The sequence below is a fragment of the uncultured Sphingomonas sp. genome, assembly GCF_964237335.1.
GTDB lineage: Bacteria > Pseudomonadota > Alphaproteobacteria > Sphingomonadales > Sphingomonadaceae > Sphingomonas.
This window is the reverse complement of the sequence record NZ_CAXSHM010000011.1, coordinates 1-18,302: the sequence shown is the minus strand read 5'-3', so window position 1 is coordinate 18,302 and position 18,302 is coordinate 1. Positions and strand designations below refer to the sequence as shown.

The following is an 18,302-nucleotide window of genomic DNA, read 5'->3' as shown; positions in this document are numbered from 1 at the left end:
TTCGCGGCTTCCTGAAAACTCCCTTCGTGTCCGAAGCGGAGTGGCTAACCTTTCCGGTGCTCCGCCCGGGCCGAAACGTGAAACGCCCGACCTGGCTGGAACCGGATCGGGCGCTAACATTGCTCACCGGGCGGGCGGGCACGACTTCCATAGCATAGGCGGCGGCAACGGCCAACGGCGAGCGATCCTCACGCTGAGGTTCAGCGCATGACGACGTTCGACCTTCAGCACGCGGCGATGGCGATCCCGAACGCCACAGCGGCGCAGAAGCATGTGCTGTTGGTGCTCGCGCTGCGCGCTGACAAGGTTACGGCTGCTTGCAATCCCGGAATGCCGCGCATTGCGGAGGACACCGGCTTGAGCGAGCGGACCGTGCACCGCACGATCGTGGAGCTTGAACAGGCGGGCCATATCTCGCGTGCGGTACGGCCCGGCGTCGGCACCACCTACACCGTGCACCCCTGCCACAGTGTCACCCCTGACAAGGTGTCACCCCTGACACAGTGTCAGGCGACCCCTGACACAGTGGCAAGCGAACTACCAAGAACCACCACTTCTACGAAGACTTCGTCTTCTCCGAAGAAGCGCGCGCGAGTGAACGCCTCGATCGAGCTGCCCGATTGGGTGCCTGTAGATCCGTGGAACGGCTGGCTGGAGATGCGGCGGGTGAAGGGCGCGAAGGAAACCGCCCGCGCCCTGACGATCGCGATCGGCGAGCTGCGCAAGCTGGCGGACGCCGGTCACCCACCAGGCGAGGTGCTCGATCAGTCGACCTTCCGCCGGTGGACCGGCCTATTCCCGATCAAGGATTCTCGTAATGGACTATCGCTACGAAGCAACGACCTCGCCCGGCCGGGAAGTGTCGGCATGGCAGGACCTAGGCGCGGCTACGCTGCCGACATGCTCGCCAGTGCCCTCGCGCGGTCGGACGAAGGTGCCGCAAGCGATCCACCAGATGATCGGGGAGCTGAAGGTCCGGTTCCAGCATGGCTCCGGCGGCGACCCTGAGGGGTTCAGGGCGCGGTGTGGTTTCCTTGCTGAAGACCTGGCCGACGCTCCGCCACTGCTGCTCCGTTTGGCCATCGCGCAATGGGTTCGGGAACAGCCGTTTCTGCCTACTGCGGCAGACCTCACCCGACTGATGCGGGAGGAGCTTGAACGCCGCGATCGTGCGGCCTCGCCGGCATCGCCACCACCTGGCTACGACTGGGCACAGAGCTTCTGCGACCAGCGTAACGCCGACATCATCGCCAAGGCTGATCCGCATCGTGCGATGACGTGGCAGGTTATGACCGGCGAGCCCCGGCTGATGGAGGAGCGCGAGAAGCGGGCCCCAGATGCGGACATGATCCCGCCGGCCGAGATCGACACGTTCAACCGCAACATGCGCAAGTTCGGGTGCCTCATGCGCTGCCGACCGGATGGCACGACGTTCGAGATAGCGCCGGGACAGTCGGACCCGACAGCGAGTGAGGCATCATGACCGCCGTAATAGGCCGGTTCCGTGGCGGGTATTTCAGGTGCTCCAAACAGATGGAGCCAAGCTGATGCCCGCACCTCGACAGTTGCATGAACTCGCGCGCCAGATCGGTCGGCTGTCGCCCGACTGGCGCAACCCGGAACGATACTTCGAACAACGCGGTGAGATCGAGCGCGACCTGCGCCGGCTTGCTCGCCAACTGGAGCACGGACGATGAACCCTTTCCCGGCCGACACGGCTGAGTGGCTCGCGCACGAAGCGCGGGCACACGCTGATGGCAGCACGTCAGACGCGACGACGCGACTGGTTGGCGCGATCGAGGTGCTGCGTCGGTGGCAGCTCATGGCCGCGTTCTGCGAGCCTGAGGACGCGGATGCAAATGGCTGACTGGCCCTACAACACTGGCCAGTGGCGTCGGCTGCGCCTGCTGAGGCTGCGCACCGAGCCGCTATGCGAGCCATGCACCCAAGCGGGCCGTATTGAGGTGGCGAACACGGTCGATCACCGCGTGCCGATCAGCGCGGGCGGTGATGCGTTCCCGCCGCTCGACGGACTCGCCAGCATGTGCGCGCGGTGCCATAGCGTGAAAACGGCGCGCGGTGTCGAGGCGGGCGCGGTGCGAACCAACCGGGCTATTCAGCCGCGCCGCGGATGCGATGCCGATGGCAACCCGACCGATCCCGCGCACCCCTGGCACGGAAAATCGCTCAAAGCTGAGCTCGACAAGACCGTTGTGCCCCAAAACGCTCAATTAGTTCGCCGCGATGGGTAAGCGTGGTCCTGGCGCAGCGCGAATGGCGCGCGCAGCGCGACGGCCGGGCTCGAACAAAGTCCACCATCCCTGGTCGAAACGCGGAATGTCGGCGGCCGATCAGGTGCTTTCGTTCCTTGGTACGCTCCCCATCGTGTCCGGCCTGAAGGCGGGCGAGAAAATGGAGCTGCTGGAGTTTCAGGAGCGGTTCGTGCGCGGCGTCTATGCCGAGACGGAGGGGGAGAGGCAGGTGCGCTTGGCAGGGCTGTCCGTGGCCCGCGGCAACGGCAAGTCGGCGCTGCTCGCCGGCCTGTCGCTCGCCCACCTGCTCGGGCCGATGAAGGAGCCCCATGGGGAGTGCTACGCGGCGGCGCTCGATCGCGAACAGGCGGGCGTCCTGTACCGCATGGTCCGGTCCTACATCGAGGCGACGCCGTGGATGGCGGCGGCGGTGAACATCCGCGACTGGCACAAGTCGATCGAGGTGGAGGCGGACCGCTCGACCTGGACGGCCCTCACCAGCGACGCACGCAAGGCGCACGGGCTCGCGCCCTCGTTCTGGATCGCCGACGAGGTGGCGCAATGGCGCTCGCGCGAGCTGTGGGACAATCTGAAAACGGGCATGGCGAAGCGGCGGAACGCGTTGGGCGTGACGATCAGCACGCAGGCGGCGGACGACATGCACTTCTGGTCGCAGTTGCTCGATCAAGAGCCGGTGCCCTCGTTCTATGTCCAGCTCCACACGGCGCCGGCCGACTGCGCGCTGGACGATCGCGACGCTTGGCGCGCGGCGAACCCGGCGCTGGGCGCGTTTCTTAACGAAGACGAGTTCGCCGACGCGGCCGGCATGGCAATGCGCTCGCCCTCGTTCGAGCCTGCGTTCCGGCTGCTGAACCTGAACCAGCGTGTCGCGGCGGAGGGCCGGTTCATCAACCCGGCGGAATGGGAGGCGAACGCGGAGCCGTTCGACCCGATCGAGCTGGAGGGGGAGCGGTGCTTCGGCGGCCTCGACCTGTCGAGCACACGCGACCTGACGGCGCTGGCACTGTGGTTCCCAGATGCCGGCAAGCTGCTGGCCTGGCACTTCGTCCCCCGCGACACGATCGCCGAGCGGGTGGAGCGGGACCGGGTGCCCTATGACCGATGGGCGGAAGCCGGGTGGATCATCACCACGCCCGGCCGCGCAACCGATCGCGTCGCCATCGCGCGCCAGCTCGCCGACATTCGCGGCCGGTACAACGTGCAGGGTATCGCGTTCGATCGCTGGCGGTTCGAGGATCTGGGCAAGCTGCTATCGGACGAAGGCATTGACCTGCCGATGGTGGAGTTCGTGCCGGGCTTCCGGTCCTACGCGGCGGCGGTGGACGCATTCGAGCGCGCGGTGCTGGAGCGGCGGATGGGGCACGGCGGCTCGCCCATCCTAAAGTGGCAGGCGGGCAACGTGATTGTGGAAATCGACCCGGCCGGGAACCGCAAGCCGGCGAAGAACAAGAGCATCGACAAGATCGACGGGCTTGTCTCCGCCATCATGGCTTGCGGGCTGGCGGCGACGAATGAGGGACCGAAGGTGTACCGGGGGGCGGGACTGGCGTGGGTTTAAAGCGCATTCCAATCGGCATTGTATGGCCTAGCCTTAGTCTTCGCTATGACGGTAGAGACAAAGCCATCGACCTGTTCGCGATGTTCGATCGCGACAACACACGCACTGCCGCTTTCGCGACCTTTACCAAACGCAATATAGTCACCAACGGCAGGCTGAACGTCAAATACAGCCTGACCCTGCCAAGTACTTCCTCCGTCAATCTCCATATAGGCTTTCATGGTATCACTTTCATTGCGCTTGAGTTATATTGTATCTTCTGTTCGCACCGGACTTAATCGCCCAGTCTCTTTGCCTTCGTGATCAACGAATATAATGTCGCGCATTTGCACAGCGTCTTCGGCTTCGCGATTACGTTCCCGAGCTGAAATGAACATCGGTGCGGCCATGTTGAGATGAGTATCAAGTTCCTTGGACTCGACCTTAAGCCACTGACCCTCAACCGCTATCACCTTCACGCAGGCGTGCGATTGTTCTTCCGTAGTCCCATAGATCAGCCAATATTCTTTGCCGACTTCGAATATCACGACAGCCTCTCCCTCAGTATAAGACGGATCGCTTCAGGCCGAGACGGTGGTGGCTCTTGGCGCTCAATCCATGTGTCGAGTGCGGCGAGATCGGCGGGCTGTAGCCGAACACCGATCGGAACACCCTTACCAGTCGGAGCCGGACCGCGCCGTTTCCGTGGCGACAAAGTTTCTTGACCTGTCATGTAACCGTGACTACACGGTAAGCGAGCCGAGGGGAAGGTGGTGCTTCCCGCCCGGCTCTAACCCAACCGTCTGTTGTGGAGACGATCATGGCTACCTCACCCGTTATCACGGGTGCGCCGACACGCGCATCCTCGAATGTCACTCGCCTGCCAACCGCGGCGGCCCGAAAGGTGCCCTGCCGGCACTTCACCGGCGCGCAGCTCGCCGACCGTGGCGTCCCTCGCATCCTGCCAGTGCCCGACCCCGTACAGTCCTACTTCCTCGATCCGCGTCATGCATATCCGGCGGCGCTGATCGTGGCGGAGGCCATCCTGGCGCAGCTTACGCCCGACCAGCGGCGCGAGGCGCAGAACACGGTCCACCAGGTCTATCAGCGGATCGGCGGCGACGAAGCCCGCGCCGCGTCCGCGTTCATGGCGGGGGTGCGCTGACATGGGCGTTCACTTCAAGCTCGCCCCCGATCATCGGGCCGCAATCGAGGACCAAATCGAGTCGCTGATCGCGATGCTGGACAGTTTCGACGGATGCCCCGACCTGGAGGAAGACGACTGGCCCGGCGATCCGCTGGAAATCGACGGGGAGCCGTCTAGCGACGACGGCCGGCCGCTGTTGCGCACGGTGCCCTGGTACGCGGCCGACCAGCGCGAAGGGCCGACCAACTATCGGTCGGCGAGCAAGCGGCACATGGCGCGTGAGCTGGGACTCGTCCGGAGCGCGTCGGGAGGATGGCAACATACCTGTTGAAAGATACCTGTGGACAGACGCCTGTAGGCATCCTATAGAAGTTTAACTGTAGGAGACTTTCACATGCCCAACGCTGCCCGTACCGCTGCCGCCTGTCGGATCGCCCGGCTGGATCGGCAGAAGTTCAACGACCTCATGGCGAGCGGGGACTACGATTGCGCACCCCGCACCAGCCCCGGAGTGCCTCGCGTGTTCGAGAGGCCCGACCTGATCGGGCTGTTCTTGTTCGCGCGCCTGACGGAGCGCGGCCGGACCGCGCGGCAGGCATCGGATGTGACCTGCCGGGTCGTGGGCATCCTCGCGAACGCGGTGATAGGCGGGCGCGATCTGCCGGAGCATGTCGCCGTTGCCTATGGCGTCAACGGGGGTTCGTTTGCCGCCGAGGCCAGCGACGTGAACCCGCTCGGCAACGTCTATCTGGCCGGTGGCGCCTCTAATCCGATCCTTCTGACGGAGGTGTGGAACATCGCCAATCTCGGGGCAGAGGTGGATCGAGGCCTGGCCGAGGAAGCCCGTGTGGTGGGCGACGACTAATGCAGTTTCCCGCCCCAAGTCCTGAGGCCGACGCGACGCGGCCAGTAGCGGAAAGCCTGATGCCCGGGGCGGGCGGCGCGTCTGCCGGCATCGGTGGGCTCAATCAGGCAACGTCGCACCCTTCCGCCATCGTCGCGAGACAGACGGCTTTCACCGCGCCGGGGGCTCCGGCCCCTGGCCAGCATGAGGACGAAGCATGAAAACGGCAGAATTGATCGAACAGCGGGCGGCGATCGTCACCCGCATGAACGAGGCGCACACGAAGGACGATCAGGCCGGCTTCGACGCCGCCAAGGGCGAGCTGGACTCGCACGACGCCAAGCTGACCCGCGCCAAAGCGTTGGACGATGCCGAACGGCGCGAACAGGGCGTGACGATCCACGGCGACGAAGCGGCAGCGGAAATCCGCGACCAGTCGCTCGCCGAGACGATCCGCTACGCCGCCGGCCTGCCCTGCGATCGGGCCAAGGTGGAGCGCGAGCAGCGGTTCCTCGAACAGCGCGCCGGCACGCCGCCGAAGGGCATCTACATCGCCACTGAGGTATTCGAGACCCGCGCGACGCAGACGACCGGCGCGAGCGCACCGATCGTGCCCGTCAGCTTCCGCCCGGACCTGTTCACGTCGGCGCTGGTCGCCACCAGCGTCATGCAGGCGATGGGCGCGACCGTGCTGACCGGTCTGTCGGGCAACGTCGTCATCCCGCGCGAGACGGGTTCGCCCGCGGTCGGCTGGGTGAACGAAGACCAGGCGCTGCCCTACGGCAACGCGACGTTCGACAGCGTGACGCTCTCGCCCCACCACGTCGGCGCCATCACGGAGCTGTCCCGCCAGCTCATCATGCAGGCCAGCCCGGCGGCAGACGGCATCCTGCGCCGGATGCTGGCGCGCAACCTGGCGCTGGAGATCGACCGGGCGGCGCTCGCCGGCACGGGCGTAGCGCCGCTGCCGCGCGGGCTGCTGATCGACCCGGACGTGCCGAGCATCGCCTGGGACACGGACCTGTTCGCCACCACGGCGGACATGATCGGCAAGGCCGACATCGCCAACGTCGGCTCCAGCCGCGCCTTCCTGTCGACCAACGGCGTGAAGGGGCTCGCGGCGAAGACGCGGGACACGGTAGGCCAGATCATTCCCGCGGCGGAGGTGTTCCACGGCGAGACGACGCACTTCTCCAATCAGGTGCCGAACACCTTGGGCGCAGGCGGGAACGAGCACGGGCTGGTCTATGGCGACTGGTCGGACTTCCTGATCGGCATCTGGTCCGAGTTGGACATCCTCGTGAACCCCTATGCGGAGACGGCCTACAGCAAGGGCAACATCCTGATCCGCGCCATGGCGACGGTGGACTTCGGCGTGCGCCGTCCGGCCAGCTTCGTGAAGGCGACCGGGGTGAAGACCGCGTGACGGCGGCAGCGACCCTTCCGGCTGTCGAGCGCCGCGCGTTCACTGAGGTTCGCACCGCCGGCCGGCGGGTGGAGGGGTACGCCGCCACGTTCGGGACGGAGGCGAAGCTGGGCACGTTCGTGGAGACGATCGAGCCCGGTGCCTTCCGCTCCGCCCTTGCCGGCGACGTGCTGGCGCTGCTCGACCATGACGCCGGTAAGGTGCTGGGCCGCACACGGTCCGGGACGCTCCGGCTGTCGGAGGACACCCGCGGGCTCGCGTTCAGCCTCGACCTCCCCGACACGCAAGCCGGTGCGGACGTGCTGGCCCTGGCGGCCCGCGGCGACCTGGGCGGCATGTCGTTCGGGTTCACGGTCCCCAAGGGCGGCGAGCGGTGGGCGGGCAACCGTCGATCGCTGTCTGCGGTAGGGCTACGCGAGGTATCGGTGGTTTCGGCGTGGCCCGCCTACCCGGATACCGAGATCGCGCTGCGGGCGCTCCAGACGGGTGCAGAAGCCGCGCGCCGCCGCCGGGTGCTGGTGATGGCGGAGGCGGCGCGATGGGCCTGATCGAGCGCATGGCGAACGTGCTGGGCTATGAACGCCGCAGCGACGCCGCCGACCCGTCATGGGCCGCCATTGCTCCCGGCATCGGCTATCCCGGCGCATTGTCGGTTCGGGCCTATGAGAACCTGTCGACCGTGCTGGCGTGCGTGGAAGCGATCAGCTCCGCGCTCGCCTATGTGCCGGCGCTGATCTACCGGATCGAAGGCAACGATCGGGTGGAAGCCATGGGGCATCCCGTGCGCCGGTTGACCCGTACTGGCGTGTCGGACCGGATGACCTGGCCCGACTTCATGGAACACCTCGTCGCCTCGACGTTGCTGACCGGCAACGGGCTGGCGACCATCGAGCGCGACGCGCGCGGCGCGGTCTCCAGTTTCACCTGGATCCCGTGGGGACTGGTGACCGTGCAGTATCTCCGCTCCGGCCGGCTCGCCTATGACGTCGGCGACGGGTTCGGAAACCTCCGGCGATGCTTGGAAGGCGAGGTGATCCACCTTCGCGACCGTACCGATGATGGTTTGGTAGGCCGCTCGCGCCTGTCACGCGCGGCCGAGGCGGTCGCGGGCGTCGCCGCCAGCAACGCCTTCGCCAAGAGCTTTCTGGACAAGGGCATGGCCCCAAGCGGCGTGATCGAGCTTCCCGGCACGCTGACAATGGACCAGCGCAATCAGCTCCGCGATCAGATGCGCCAGCGCAACGAGGGCGCGGCGAACGCCGGCCGGACGTTGATCCTGGACGGCGGCATGACGTGGAAGGCATCGCAGATCAGCCCCGAGGATGCCGAGCTACTGGAGTCCCGCAAGTTCGGCGTGATTGAGATTTGCCGCGTATATCAGGTGCCGCCGCCGATCGTGCAGGCATATGAGAACAACAGCTTCACGAACGCCGCACAGGCGGGCCTATGGTTCGGCCAGTTCACGTTGGCGCCCTGGGCACGCAAGATCGAGGCGGAGTTCGCCCGCAGCGTCCTGGCGGCGGGCCTGGAGTTCGAGCTGGACCTGTCGGGCTTCCTGCGCGGCGATCCGCTCACCCGCTGGCAGACGCACCAGATCGCCATCACGACGGGCGTCCTGGACGCGGACGAGGTGCGCGAAGTGGAAGGCTGGAACCCGCGCGCGAAGACTGACGCGCCCGCGGCGGAGGTGCCGGCGGCGTGAGTCGGCGCGTCACCTTCACGCAAGCGGAGATCAACGCTGTTGCTCTTGCGGCGAAGGCTGGCGTGCGCCTGGCAATGATCGCCCGGCCCGATGGTACGAAGGTCATTGTGCCCGCTATCGACGCCGACCTGCCGATCGGCTCGAATGACCTCGATAGCCGCCTCGACGCCTACGGTGCCGCATGAAGCGGTTTCTCTACGTCTCCAGCTTCCCCGATCGGCATGGAAAGCGAAGGTATCGCTTCCGTCGCAAAGGCTACGACACGCGGTACTTTCACGAGCCGTTCGGCACCAAGGCGTTCGAGCGTGAGTATGCCTCGTTTCTGGAGACAGACCCCGCGCCGATCGGCGCAGACCGGATCAAGCCGGGGAGCGTGGCAGACGTGATCGGCCGCTACTACGCCGATGACAGCTTCATGGCACTGCGCCCGGCGACGCAGGCGGTCTATCGTGGGGTGCTGGAGCGGTTCCGCACCAACTTCGGCGGCGATCCGATGCGCCAGTTTGACGCCGAGAGGATCGCACGGTTGATGAACGCTATGCGAGGAAAGCCGCACGCCGCGGCCCGGCTGCGCAAACTGCTCGCGCAACTGTTCGTGATCGCCCGCCGCGCCAAGCTGGTGCCGTTCGCATTTGATCCGGTGAAGGACACGCGCGCCCCGAAAACCGAAACGTCGGGCTATCATCGCTGGACCGAGGACGAGCTGGAGATGTTCGAAGCCCGCCACGCGCTTGGCACGAAACCTCGCCTTGCGTTTGCCTTGCTCCTCTACGGTGCGCAGCGAAGCGGGGACGTGCGGTTCATGTCGCTCGAGACGATCGCAGGCGGTCGAATCCGGCTCGATCAGAGAAAGACGAACAACGCGGTCGACGTGCCGATGGTCGGACCTCTGCGCGACGCAATAGCCGCGGGGCCGATCGGCGCGACGTTGCTCCTGGAGACGAAGGATGCCGCGGCGTTCACGCCCAAGGGCTTCTACGGGATGATGAAGAAGGCTTGCCGCGCGGCGGGGCTTCCTCACTGTTCGCCGCATGGACTTCGCAAGTCCGCTGCGCGTCGGTGCCGGGAGGCCGGATGCAGCGATGACGAGGGCATGGCTATCACCGGGCACAAGAGCGTGCGCGAGTACCGGCGTTACGCCGGCGAGGACGCGCGCGGCGATCGGGCTGATGCCGCGATGGACAAGGTGATGGCTAACCGGGCCGCCAAGTTAGCCCGCGACATGGAGAAAGCCGTTGAAAGCGCCGCATAAATTGCAGGCGGCTGGATGCCCCGCGAGGATTCGAACCTCGATTGACGGAGTCAGAGTCCGTAGTCTTACCATTAGACGACAGGGCAACGCTGGCTTGGCCTTACGGGGCGGGGCGGCGGGGGTCAAGGCGGCGGGCGTGGCTTGTGGGCGGGAAGGCGAGGCGCTATCCTGGCAACAAGTACCCGGCGCGGGCGGCCATGGCCGCGATCGGCGGGTGGACCATGCGAACAGGAAACGGCGATGGGGGACGTGCCCGCCAGCTTGCCGTACCGGCCGGATACGCCGGCCCCTCCGGCGCCCCACGCGCCCGCCCGTGCCGAGGGGCGGCGGGATGGCGGGCGCGAGGGAAGCCGGGGCGAGCCGCGCCATTTCGCGGCCCTCGACCTTGGCACCAACAACTGCCGGCTGCTGATCGCCCGGCCCGCAGGCTCGGAGCGGGACGGGGGCTTCACCGTCGTCGACGCCTTCTCGCGCGTCGTCCGGCTTGGCGAGGGGCTGGCCGCGACCGGTCGGCTGAGCGACGCGGCGGTCGATCGCACGATCGCGGCGCTGAAAATCTGCGCGGACAAGCTGCGCCGCCGCCATGTGCTGATCGCGCGTTCAGTCGCGACCGAGGCCTGTCGCCGCGCGACCAACGGCCCCGCCTTCGTCGCGCGCGCGCTGGCGGAGACGGGCATCCATCTCGACGTCATCTCCGCGGAGGAGGAGGCGCGGCTGGCAGTGCTGGGCTGCCATGCGCTGATCGAACCGGGCGACGATCCTGCGCTGGTGTTCGACATCGGCGGCGGCTCGACCGAGCTCGTGCTGGTCGACACCGGCGACAACTCTGGCGGCGGCGCGGGCGAACGGCCGCGCGTGCTCGACTGGCATTCCGCGCCTTGGGGCGTCGTCTCGCTGACGGAAAGCGCGGGCGGCGGCGCGACCGCGGAGGAGCGCGCCATCGCCTATGCCCGGATGCGCGCGGTGGTGGCGGACGCGATGGCGCCGTTCGCCGCCCGCCTGCCTCGCGGGATCGCGCAGCCGCGGCTGCTGGGCACCAGCGGCACGGTGACGACGCTCGCGTCGGTCCATCTGGGACTGCCGCATTACGACCGGTCCGCGATCGACGGGCTGGTGGTACCGGCGGAGTCGATGCGCGCGATCAGCATGAGCCTCGCCGGCATGTCGGTCGCCGAGCGCGCGACCCTGCCGTGCATCGGCACCGAGCGCGCGGACCTGGTGGTGGCGGGCTGCGCGATCCTGGAGACGATCATGGACCTGTGGCCGGCGCAACGCATCGGCATCGCCGACCGCGGCATCCGCGAGGGCATCCTCAAGCGGCTGATGGGTGAAGGGTGATGGTTGTTTCGCTCGCGTCCTTGTTTGATCCGCTCACGCGGATGCCGCACCGGCCCGCTTCCCCACCCGGCCTCCCATCTAGGATACTCTGTGGGAGGCCGGGTGGGGGAGCGGGCCGGTGCGGCGCTGGTCCGACGCAGTCGGATCAGCCTGACAGGCAAATCGCAGCATGAGCCGCGGCGGCTCCGGCAGCCAGGTGAAGGTGCGCACCGCGCGCGGGCGGACTGCGCAGTCGCAGCGGTGGCTGGAGCGGCAGTTGAACGATCCCTATGTGCGCCGCGCGAAGGCGGAAGGGTATCGCAGCCGCGCCGCCTACAAGCTGATCGAGCTCGACGAGAAGTTCGCGCTGCTGAAGGGCGTGCGTCGCGTGATCGATCTGGGCATCGCGCCGGGCGGATGGAGCCAGGTGGTGCGCCGCGTCGTCCCCGCCGCGAGTGTGGTGGGGATCGACCTGCTGCCGGTCGATCCGATCGAGGGGGTGACGATCCTGGAGCTCGACTTCATGGCGGACGCGGCGCCCGGCTTGCTGATGGAGGCGCTGGGCGGCCCGGCGGACCTGGTACTTTCGGACATGGCGGCGAACACCGTCGGCCACCCGCAGACCGACGCGCTGCGCACGATGGCGCTGGTGGAGGCGGCCGCGGCGTTCGCGGCCGAGGTGCTGCGCCCGGGCGGCGCATTCGTCGCCAAGGCGTTCGCGGGCGGCGCGGACCATGCGCTGGTCGCGGGCATGAAGCGCCAGTTCACGACGGTGAAACACGCCAAGCCGCCGGCGAGCCGCAAGGGCTCGGTGGAGTGGTATCTGGTCGCCCTCGGCAGGAAATCAGACAGCGTCTGATTTCCGCCTCGGCCGAGGGCGCGGCCGACGGGCGTCCGAGCGCGGTACCGTGCAAGGTGAACAGGTGAAGGCTGCCCCGCAGCCTTCAGATCATGCCGGGAGCATGATCGACCTGTTCACCCGTTCGACGTCACGCTGGCGGCTTTGCCGTCGGCCAGCCTTGCCTCTCCTCGACCGCTCGCTTCCCGCACCTCGTCATGCCAGCAAACGCTGGCATCTGTTTGTGGGCCGGAGACCATTTCCGAGAGATCCCAGCGTTCGCTGGGATGACGAGTTCTGGGAGACGTACCGCGTGCTTCACGGCACAACCGCGTACACCACCGTCACCTGCGCCTGCGTCGTGATCGCCTGCGGGGACAGCGAGACGTTGATCGGCGGGGCCATGAGTAGACTCAGCCCCGGCGGTGGGGGCGACGGTGCCGCGACCCTGGACCCAGTCACCACGACATCCTGATACCCCCCGCCGTTAGACGCCGAGATCAGCGCCCCGAGCTTCACCCCCGTGCCGTGCCCTGCGCCACCGCCTCCGCCTTCGCGCGCGCGTCGGCCAGCGCGGCGGCGATCGCCCGGCGTTGCGCGTCGCCCAGTGCAGCAAGCGAGAAACTCTCCAGCCGCGGTTCGGTCGCGCCGAGCCGGCCGAGCAGCCCCACCACAGTCCCGACCTTGGTGACCGCCGCGGTGCGCAGCGTCACGGTCATGTCGGCAGCATAGCCCTGGATCGCGCAGGTGCCCGTCGACAGCCGCGCGCTGCCGTAATTCTGGCGGCAGTCCGGCCCTCGCGCCTCGGTCACGGCGACGCGGCTGGTACCCGCCTCGACGGCGACGTGGAGCGAGGCGAGGCCGCCGTCGATCCGCTCGCGCTTGCCGACCATCGATGCCACCGCCTCGTCGCTCGACGCGCCCTCGCCATGGACAGTGTATTGGATCGTGGCGCGGTCGGGTGGGGTCTGGACGCTGGCGGTCGCGGAGACGCTGATGCGGGGCGTATCGTCGGGGGCGGCGAGGGCGGGGGTGGGTATCGCGAGCAGGGTAGCGGCGATGACGATGGCACGCATGATGTTGGTCTCCCCCGAGTTGTGGCGGAGAGTAGCAAAGGAAGTGGTCAAGGCAAGAATACAGAACAGAAGCGGCGCCGTGGCAAAGCCACGTCGTCAGACGGCACTGGCGTGCCGCTGGCCGGAGTTCGGCTTATCCGCGGATAGCGGCGTTGCCGCTATCCTTGGGCCTCACTCGTAATCCCCACCCAGGTTCTGGTTCCGCGGCGGCGCGGCGGCCGTCAGGCGCAGCGCCTCGGCGGAGGCGGACAGGCTGCCGATCGCGTCGGGCGCTTCCTCGTCGTCGATCTGCACCTTCTGCAACTGCGCGATGACGGACTCTTCGAGCTGGTCGGGGCGCACCGTCTGCTCGGCGATCTCGCGCAGCGCGACGACCGGGTTCTTGTCGCGGTCGCGGTCGATCGTCAGCTCGGCGCCGCCCGACACCTGCCGCGCGCGCTGCGCCGCGAACAGCACCAGATCGAAGCGGTTGGGGATCTTGTCGACGCAATCCTCGACGGTGACGCGTGCCATGAGCCGCTTCCTTCGTTGAAACCCGGAGTTCGGTAAAGCGGGCCGCCTAGTCGATCGGGCGTCTCGGGTCAAGGAAACCACCGGGCCCGCCGCCCGGCTTGTGCCCCGCCATGGCCGCGCCCAAAAGGCCGCAATGGCCGATCTCCTGTCCCAAGCTGCTCCGACCGCCGCGCCTCAGTCCTTGCCTCAGCCCGAACCCCAGCCCCGCTTCACCGTCGGGGGCGACCGGCTGACGTTGCTCGATACCGGGCCGCGCCGGCTCGACGCGCTGCTGGAGCTGATCGGGTCGGCGCGGACCTCGCTGCGCCTCCTCTACTACATCTATGCCGACGACAGTGCGGGGCGGCGCGTCCGCCAGGCGCTGATCGAGGCGCAGGCGCGTGGCGTCCGGGTCCGGCTGGTGGTGGACGGGTTCGGCAGCGACGATGCGTCCGACGCCGATTTCTTCGCACCCTTACGCGACGCAGGCGTGTCCGTCTGCCGGTTCGAGCCGCGGTTCGGGCGTCAGTATCTGCTGCGCAACCACCAGAAGCTCGCGCTCGCCGACGCGGAAGACGCTGCTGCGGCACGCGCGATCATCGGCGGCTTCAACGTCGAGGACGATTATTTCGGCACGGCCGCCGACGGCGCATGGCGCGACCTGGGCCTGCTGCTGGAGGGCGCGGCGGCGGCGCGGATCGCGGGCTATTTCGATGGGCTGACGCAGTGGATCGGGTCGGGCCGCGGCATCGGCCACCTCAACCGCTCGCTGCGCCGGTGGAGCGAGCGGGAGGGCGCGTTGCGCTGGCTGATCGGCGGCCCGACCAAGCGCCTGTCGCCCTGGGCGCGCGCGGTGCGGGCCGACATGCGCCGCGCCGCGCGCGTCGACATCGTCGCCGGCTATTTCACCCCCAGCCCGACGATCCTGCGCCGGCTCGACCGTGCGGGGCGGCGGCAGGCGGCGGTGCGCGTCGTCACCGCATCACGATCGGACAACAACGTGACGATCGCCGCTGCGCGTTTCACCTATGCCGGGCTACTGGCGAAGGGAGTGCGCCTGTTCGAGTACCGCCCGACCAAGCTGCACACCAAGCTATACGTCATCGACGACGCGGTGTTCGTCGGCTCCGCCAATTTCGACCTGCGCAGCTTGTTCATCAACCTTGAGATCATGTTGCGGATCGAGGATCGCGCGTTCGCCGATCACCTGCGCACCTATGTCGACGGCGAGATCGCGCAATCGGAGGAGATAACCCCGGCGCTGTACCGGACCCGCACCGGCATCCTGCAGCGCGCAAAGCAGCTCGTCGCCTATCTGATGATCGCTGTCGCCGATCCGGGCGTGTCGCGCGGGCTCAACTTCGGGATCGACTGAGGTCCAGCCGCTAGAGGAAGATCATCAGCGTCAGCAGCGATACCGCAACCGAGACACCGCTGACGCAGCACAAATGCAGAAACTGCAGTTCGTGAAGGTGGTCGTCGCACCGGTCCATACATTCTCTCCTGCCATCGTCCGACGTTTCGGATCGATGATGCAGGCTATCACACTCCCCAAATGACACAAGCAGCAATTCACACGCAACAATCCACCATTTGAGAGCATCCGTATGCGAAAGTCTTGCGCGGATGCTCGAAAGGCCGCGCGGAAGCGGTGCCTTGTTGTTGCTGCGATGCGGCACAATTCTGCGACAATTGATCGCTACGCGGCGGTCGATCTCGGGGAAGGACTGATATGATGCGCGTCTCGCGCGGCTGCCTGCTGGGCGCCTCCATGCTCTCGCTGCCGGCCGCGCTGGCGGCGCAACAGGCGGCCCCGGCCCCCGCGCCCGCCAACACGATGGCGGCGCCGGGCGATCCGTCGACCCCCGCCCCGACGCCCACACCGACACCAGCGCCCGATGCGAGTCCGGCGGCCGGACGCACCGGCTACCCCGGCGGGTATCGCCGTCGTGCGGCGGCAGCATCGGGAGCGGCAACAGCCGGCCAGACAGCCGGGCAGACATCGGGCCAGGCCGCCCCCGCCGCCGCGTCACGCGCCGCGCAAGCGCAGGATGCGGGCAACGACGATGCGGGCGATGCGGATGATGTCGTCGTCACCGGCAGGCGGACGCAGCCAGGCGCGGTGATCGGCGACATCCCGCCCGAGAACCAGCTGAGCCCCGCCGACATCCGCTCCTATGGCGTCAGCTCGATCGCGGACCTGCTGACCGAGCTCGCGCCGCAGACGGGCAGCGTGCGCGGATCGGGCGGCGCGCCGGTGGTGCTGCTCGACGGCCGCCGGATCGGCAGCTTCTCCGAGATCCGCGACATCCCGACCGAGGCGATCCAGCGCGTCGACATCCTGCCCGAGGAGGTCGCGCTCAAATACGGCTACACCGCCGACCAGCGCGTGGTGAACATCGTCCTGCGCCGCCGCTTCCGTGCGATCACCAGCGAGGCGGCGGGCAGCATCCCGACCGAGGGGGGCAATTACACCGTCAACCCGCAGACCGACATCCTGTCGATCGCCAACGGCAAGCGGCTGAACGTCCACCTCAATTACTCGACCACCGGGCACCTGCTCGAGAGCGACCGGAACATCGCGTCCAACCCCAGCCTCTTCTCGGCCGCCGGCAACGTCGTCACGCCGGCGGGCACCGTCTATGGCGTCCCCGCCGCCGCCGCGACCGGTCCTGCCGCCCTCGCCCAGTTCGCGGGCACCGCGCAGACGAGCACCGACCCGTCACCCTACCGCACGCTGCTGCCGGCCACGAGCGACTTCCAGTTCAACTCGATCTACGCGACCAATATCGGCCGCACGTCGGTGACGCTCAATGGCCGGGTCGAGGTGCAGGACAACCGGTCCGAACAGGGGCTGGCGACCACCGCGCTCACCGTGCCGGGCACCGATCCCTACAACCCGTTCGGGACGGCGGTGACGCTCGACCGCGCGCTGACGGCGTTCGCGCCGCTGGCGCAGGACACGCAGACCGTCACCAGCCACCTTGGCACCACGATCAACGGCGATCGCGGCCAGTGGCGCTACACGCTAACCGGCAATTACGACCGGGTGGGGACGCGGACGGATACCGACGTCGGCGTCGATGCGACCGGGCTTCAGGCGGCGCTCACCGCCAACACCGCCGGCGTCAATCCGTTCGGCCCGATCGTGCCCGGCGCGCTCGTCGGTCCGGCCGCGTCCAGCCTCGCGCGATCGGTCACCAACACAGAGACGGTCGACGCGCTGCTCGCCGGGCCGATCGTGAAGCTGCCGGCCGGGCCGCTGTCGACCAGCGTCCATCTCGGCGGCACCTTTTCGACGCTCGACAGCGATTCCTATCGCTTCGGCACCAGCCTCGACAGCCACATCCTGCGCAACCAGGGCAATGCTCAGGCGAATATCGACATTCCGCTGACCAGCCGGCGCAACGATTTCCTGGCGAAGATCGGCGACCTGTCGGCGAACGTGAACGTCGCGGTCAACCAGCTGTCGGACTTCGGTACGCTGACGACGCTGGGCTATGGCGCCAACTGGTCGCCGATCGCGCCGATCCGGATCATCGCGTCGGTGACCGACCAGGACGATGCGCCGTCCGCGGCGCAGCTCGGCAACCCGGTCATCACCACGCCCGGCGTCCGCGTGTTCGATTTTGTGACCGGCCAGACGGTGACGGTCAACCAGGTGACGGGCGGCAACGCCGCGCTGGGCGAGGATCGCCGCCATGTCGCCAAGGTCGGGCTGACGCTCAAGCCGTCGACCAAGATCGATTTCACGCTGACCGCCGACTATGTCGAGACGCACGTCCGCAACCCGATCCTGAGCTTCCCGAGTGCCAGCGAGGCGATCGAGACGGCGTTCCCCGACCGGTTCCAGCGCAGCGGCGGCGTGCTGACCTCGATCGATTCGCGGCCGGTGAACTTCGCCGCGTCGGAGAGCCATGTGCTGCGCTACGGCTTCAACCTGTCGATCCCGATCAAGTCGAAGCTCCAGAAGGAGTTCGAGGCGTTCCGCGCCGGCAAGGGCCCCAACCCCATTCGCGCGCTGTTCCCCAACGGCCGCCCGACCCCGCCGACCAGCGTCTTCGGCGGCAGCCTGTTCGGCGGGCCGCCGCCGGGCGCGGGCGGCACCCGGGCAGCGGCGGGAGCGACGGGCGGGGCGACCACGAGCACGGGCACGGGCGTGGCCCCCAACACGGGCGCGGCCCAGGCCGCTCCGGCCGGCACCAATGGTGGCGGCGCGGCGGCGGGAACGGCGGCGGGCACCAACTCCGACACCGGCGCGGCGCCGACGACCGGCACGCAAGGTGCACCCGGCGCGGCACCCGCGGGCGGGCCGCCCGGCGGCTTCGGCGGCGGCGGTGGACCGGGCGGCGGCGGCGGTTTCGGGGGCGGCGGCTTTGGCGGCGGTGGCTTCGGCGG

At 68.0% G+C, this 18,302-nt stretch carries 23 protein-coding genes and 1 tRNA gene; 18 read left to right on the top strand and 6 right to left on the bottom strand.

The window, feature by feature from the left end; genetic code table 11:
- Window positions 1–207 precede the first annotated feature (207 nt).
- From ACFE65_RS07580 to ACFE65_RS07555, 6 genes are all read left to right on the top strand, one after another.
- Window positions 208–1,008: a helix-turn-helix domain-containing protein gene (locus ACFE65_RS07580; RefSeq protein WP_375381745.1), complete on the top strand. Its 801-nt coding sequence runs from the start codon at window positions 208–210 to the stop codon at window positions 1,006–1,008.
- Window positions 956–1,483, top strand: coding sequence for a hypothetical protein (locus tag ACFE65_RS07575; RefSeq protein ID WP_375381744.1), 528 nt, complete (start codon window positions 956–958; stop codon window positions 1,481–1,483). Before ACFE65_RS07580 ends, ACFE65_RS07575 begins: the two co-directional genes overlap by 53 nt.
- 64 nt (window positions 1,484–1,547) lie before the next feature.
- Window positions 1,548–1,697 (top strand): hypothetical protein, encoded by a 150-nt coding sequence (locus ACFE65_RS07570; protein ID WP_375381743.1) that lies wholly within the window; start codon window positions 1,548–1,550, stop codon window positions 1,695–1,697.
- On the top strand, window positions 1,694–1,867 hold the full coding sequence (locus ACFE65_RS07565; protein ID WP_375381742.1) for a hypothetical protein: 174 nt from the start codon (window positions 1,694–1,696) through the stop codon (window positions 1,865–1,867). Before ACFE65_RS07570 ends, ACFE65_RS07565 begins: the two co-directional genes overlap by 4 nt.
- Window positions 1,860–2,252 carry an HNH endonuclease gene (locus ACFE65_RS07560; protein WP_375381741.1) on the top strand — a complete coding sequence of 131 codons (393 nt, stop codon included), beginning with the start codon at window positions 1,860–1,862 and terminating at the stop codon, window positions 2,250–2,252. The genes ACFE65_RS07565 and ACFE65_RS07560 overlap by 8 nt, the downstream gene beginning before the upstream one ends.
- Before the next feature lie 85 nt (window positions 2,253–2,337).
- Window positions 2,338–3,831: a terminase large subunit gene (locus ACFE65_RS07555; protein ID WP_375381740.1), complete on the top strand. Its 1,494-nt coding sequence runs from the start codon at window positions 2,338–2,340 to the stop codon at window positions 3,829–3,831.
- Here ACFE65_RS07555 and ACFE65_RS07550 read toward each other — a convergent pair.
- The gene (locus ACFE65_RS07550) at window positions 3,828–4,052 is read right to left on the bottom strand and encodes a hypothetical protein (RefSeq protein WP_375381739.1); all 225 of its coding nucleotides are present in this window, start codon (window positions 4,050–4,052) and stop codon (window positions 3,828–3,830) included. The two genes, ACFE65_RS07555 and ACFE65_RS07550, sit on opposite strands and share 4 nt — an antisense overlap.
- A gap of 24 nt (window positions 4,053–4,076) precedes the next feature.
- Window positions 4,077–4,358, bottom strand: coding sequence for a hypothetical protein (locus ACFE65_RS07545; RefSeq protein ID WP_375381738.1), 282 nt, complete (start codon window positions 4,356–4,358; stop codon window positions 4,077–4,079).
- A 356-nt stretch (window positions 4,359–4,714) separates the two neighbouring features.
- Between ACFE65_RS07545 and ACFE65_RS07540 the strand changes: the two genes are divergently transcribed.
- The 8 genes from ACFE65_RS07540 (at window position 4,715) to ACFE65_RS07505 (ending at window position 10,181) form a co-directional block, all read left to right on the top strand.
- Window positions 4,715–4,975, top strand: a complete 261-nt coding sequence (locus ACFE65_RS07540) for a hypothetical protein (protein WP_375381737.1) — start codon at window positions 4,715–4,717, stop codon at window positions 4,973–4,975.
- A gap of 1 nt (window position 4,976) precedes the next feature.
- A complete protein-coding gene (locus tag ACFE65_RS07535) occupies window positions 4,977–5,288 on the top strand; it encodes a hypothetical protein (protein WP_375381736.1) in 312 nt (103 codons plus the stop codon).
- Window positions 5,289–5,351: 63 nt separating this feature from the next.
- On the top strand, window positions 5,352–5,822 hold the full coding sequence (locus tag ACFE65_RS07530) for a hypothetical protein (RefSeq protein WP_375381735.1): 471 nt from the start codon (window positions 5,352–5,354) through the stop codon (window positions 5,820–5,822).
- A gap of 196 nt (window positions 5,823–6,018) precedes the next feature.
- Window positions 6,019–7,227: a phage major capsid protein gene (locus ACFE65_RS07525; protein WP_375381734.1), complete on the top strand. Its 1,209-nt coding sequence runs from the start codon at window positions 6,019–6,021 to the stop codon at window positions 7,225–7,227.
- Entirely contained in the window at window positions 7,224–7,775 is a 552-nt protein-coding gene (locus ACFE65_RS07520) for an HK97 family phage prohead protease (protein ID WP_375381733.1), read from the top strand. The genes ACFE65_RS07525 and ACFE65_RS07520 overlap by 4 nt, the downstream gene beginning before the upstream one ends.
- Entirely contained in the window at window positions 7,766–8,929 is a 1,164-nt protein-coding gene (locus tag ACFE65_RS07515) for a phage portal protein (RefSeq protein ID WP_375381732.1), read from the top strand. The genes ACFE65_RS07520 and ACFE65_RS07515 overlap by 10 nt, the downstream gene beginning before the upstream one ends.
- Complete coding sequence (locus tag ACFE65_RS07510) at window positions 8,926–9,114, top strand: hypothetical protein (RefSeq protein ID WP_375381731.1); 189 nt, start codon at window positions 8,926–8,928, stop codon at window positions 9,112–9,114. The genes ACFE65_RS07515 and ACFE65_RS07510 overlap by 4 nt, the downstream gene beginning before the upstream one ends.
- 197 nt (window positions 9,115–9,311) lie before the next feature.
- Entirely contained in the window at window positions 9,312–10,181 is an 870-nt protein-coding gene (locus tag ACFE65_RS07505) for a tyrosine-type recombinase/integrase (protein ID WP_375381730.1), read from the top strand.
- A 12-nt stretch (window positions 10,182–10,193) separates the two neighbouring features.
- Here ACFE65_RS07505 and ACFE65_RS07500 read toward each other — a convergent pair.
- Window positions 10,194–10,267 (bottom strand) — tRNA-Gln (locus tag ACFE65_RS07500).
- A 154-nt stretch (window positions 10,268–10,421) separates the two neighbouring features.
- On the opposite strand from ACFE65_RS07500, the gene ACFE65_RS07495 reads away from it, so the two are divergent.
- Together ACFE65_RS07495 and ACFE65_RS07490 are read left to right on the top strand one after the other, a co-directional pair.
- Window positions 10,422–11,519, top strand: coding sequence for a Ppx/GppA phosphatase family protein (locus ACFE65_RS07495; protein WP_375381729.1), 1,098 nt, complete (start codon window positions 10,422–10,424; stop codon window positions 11,517–11,519).
- A gap of 169 nt (window positions 11,520–11,688) precedes the next feature.
- Window positions 11,689–12,357, top strand: coding sequence for an RlmE family RNA methyltransferase (locus ACFE65_RS07490; protein WP_375381728.1), 669 nt, complete (start codon window positions 11,689–11,691; stop codon window positions 12,355–12,357).
- A 297-nt stretch (window positions 12,358–12,654) separates the two neighbouring features.
- Here the strand turns inward: ACFE65_RS07490 and ACFE65_RS07485 are convergent, their stop codons facing one another.
- The 3 genes from ACFE65_RS07485 to rpoZ all read right to left on the bottom strand — a co-directional run bounded on the left by ACFE65_RS07485 (window position 12,655) and on the right by rpoZ (window position 13,925).
- Entirely contained in the window at window positions 12,655–12,798 is a 144-nt protein-coding gene (locus ACFE65_RS07485) for a hypothetical protein (RefSeq protein ID WP_375381727.1), read from the bottom strand.
- A 53-nt stretch (window positions 12,799–12,851) separates the two neighbouring features.
- Window positions 12,852–13,412, bottom strand: a complete 561-nt coding sequence (locus ACFE65_RS07480; RefSeq protein ID WP_375381726.1) for an SIMPL domain-containing protein — start codon at window positions 13,410–13,412, stop codon at window positions 12,852–12,854.
- 171 nt (window positions 13,413–13,583) lie between these two features.
- Complete coding sequence (rpoZ, locus tag ACFE65_RS07475; protein WP_375381725.1) at window positions 13,584–13,925, bottom strand: DNA-directed RNA polymerase subunit omega; 342 nt, start codon at window positions 13,923–13,925, stop codon at window positions 13,584–13,586.
- A gap of 133 nt (window positions 13,926–14,058) precedes the next feature.
- Between rpoZ and ACFE65_RS07470 the strand changes: the two genes are divergently transcribed.
- Together ACFE65_RS07470 and ACFE65_RS07465 are read left to right on the top strand one after the other, a co-directional pair.
- On the top strand, window positions 14,059–15,279 hold the full coding sequence (locus ACFE65_RS07470) for a phosphatidylserine/phosphatidylglycerophosphate/cardiolipin synthase family protein (protein ID WP_375381724.1): 1,221 nt from the start codon (window positions 14,059–14,061) through the stop codon (window positions 15,277–15,279).
- 360 nt (window positions 15,280–15,639) lie between these two features.
- Window positions 15,640–18,302 (top strand): TonB-dependent receptor (locus ACFE65_RS07465; RefSeq protein ID WP_375381723.1); only part of this gene is annotated, 2,663 nt, incomplete at its 3' end.

Bases quoted from the DNA above. Each gene is read 5' to 3' on its own strand.
- ACFE65_RS07580 (WP_375381745.1), top strand. From the start codon at position 208: ATGACGACGTTCGACCTTCAGCACGCGGCGATGGCGATCCCGAACGCC.
- ACFE65_RS07575 (WP_375381744.1), top strand. From the start codon at position 956: ATGATCGGGGAGCTGAAGGTCCGGTTCCAGCATGGCTCCGGCGGCGAC.
- ACFE65_RS07570 (WP_375381743.1), top strand. From the start codon at position 1,548: ATGCCCGCACCTCGACAGTTGCATGAACTCGCGCGCCAGATCGGTCGG.
- ACFE65_RS07565 (WP_375381742.1), top strand. From the start codon at position 1,694: ATGAACCCTTTCCCGGCCGACACGGCTGAGTGGCTCGCGCACGAAGCG.
- ACFE65_RS07560 (WP_375381741.1), top strand. From the start codon at position 1,860: ATGGCTGACTGGCCCTACAACACTGGCCAGTGGCGTCGGCTGCGCCTG.
- ACFE65_RS07555 (WP_375381740.1), top strand. From the start codon at position 2,338: ATGTCGGCGGCCGATCAGGTGCTTTCGTTCCTTGGTACGCTCCCCATC.
- ACFE65_RS07550 (WP_375381739.1), bottom strand. From the start codon at position 4,052: ATGAAAGCCTATATGGAGATTGACGGAGGAAGTACTTGGCAGGGTCAG.
- ACFE65_RS07535 (WP_375381736.1), top strand. From the start codon at position 4,977: ATGGGCGTTCACTTCAAGCTCGCCCCCGATCATCGGGCCGCAATCGAG.
- ACFE65_RS07530 (WP_375381735.1), top strand. From the start codon at position 5,352: ATGCCCAACGCTGCCCGTACCGCTGCCGCCTGTCGGATCGCCCGGCTG.
- ACFE65_RS07525 (WP_375381734.1), top strand. From the start codon at position 6,019: ATGAAAACGGCAGAATTGATCGAACAGCGGGCGGCGATCGTCACCCGC.
- ACFE65_RS07515 (WP_375381732.1), top strand. From the start codon at position 7,766: ATGGGCCTGATCGAGCGCATGGCGAACGTGCTGGGCTATGAACGCCGC.
- ACFE65_RS07495 (WP_375381729.1), top strand. From the start codon at position 10,422: ATGGGGGACGTGCCCGCCAGCTTGCCGTACCGGCCGGATACGCCGGCC.
- ACFE65_RS07490 (WP_375381728.1), top strand. From the start codon at position 11,689: ATGAGCCGCGGCGGCTCCGGCAGCCAGGTGAAGGTGCGCACCGCGCGC.
- ACFE65_RS07480 (WP_375381726.1), bottom strand. From the start codon at position 13,412: ATGCGTGCCATCGTCATCGCCGCTACCCTGCTCGCGATACCCACCCCC.
- rpoZ (WP_375381725.1), bottom strand. From the start codon at position 13,925: ATGGCACGCGTCACCGTCGAGGATTGCGTCGACAAGATCCCCAACCGC.
- ACFE65_RS07470 (WP_375381724.1), top strand. From the start codon at position 14,059: ATGGCCGATCTCCTGTCCCAAGCTGCTCCGACCGCCGCGCCTCAGTCC.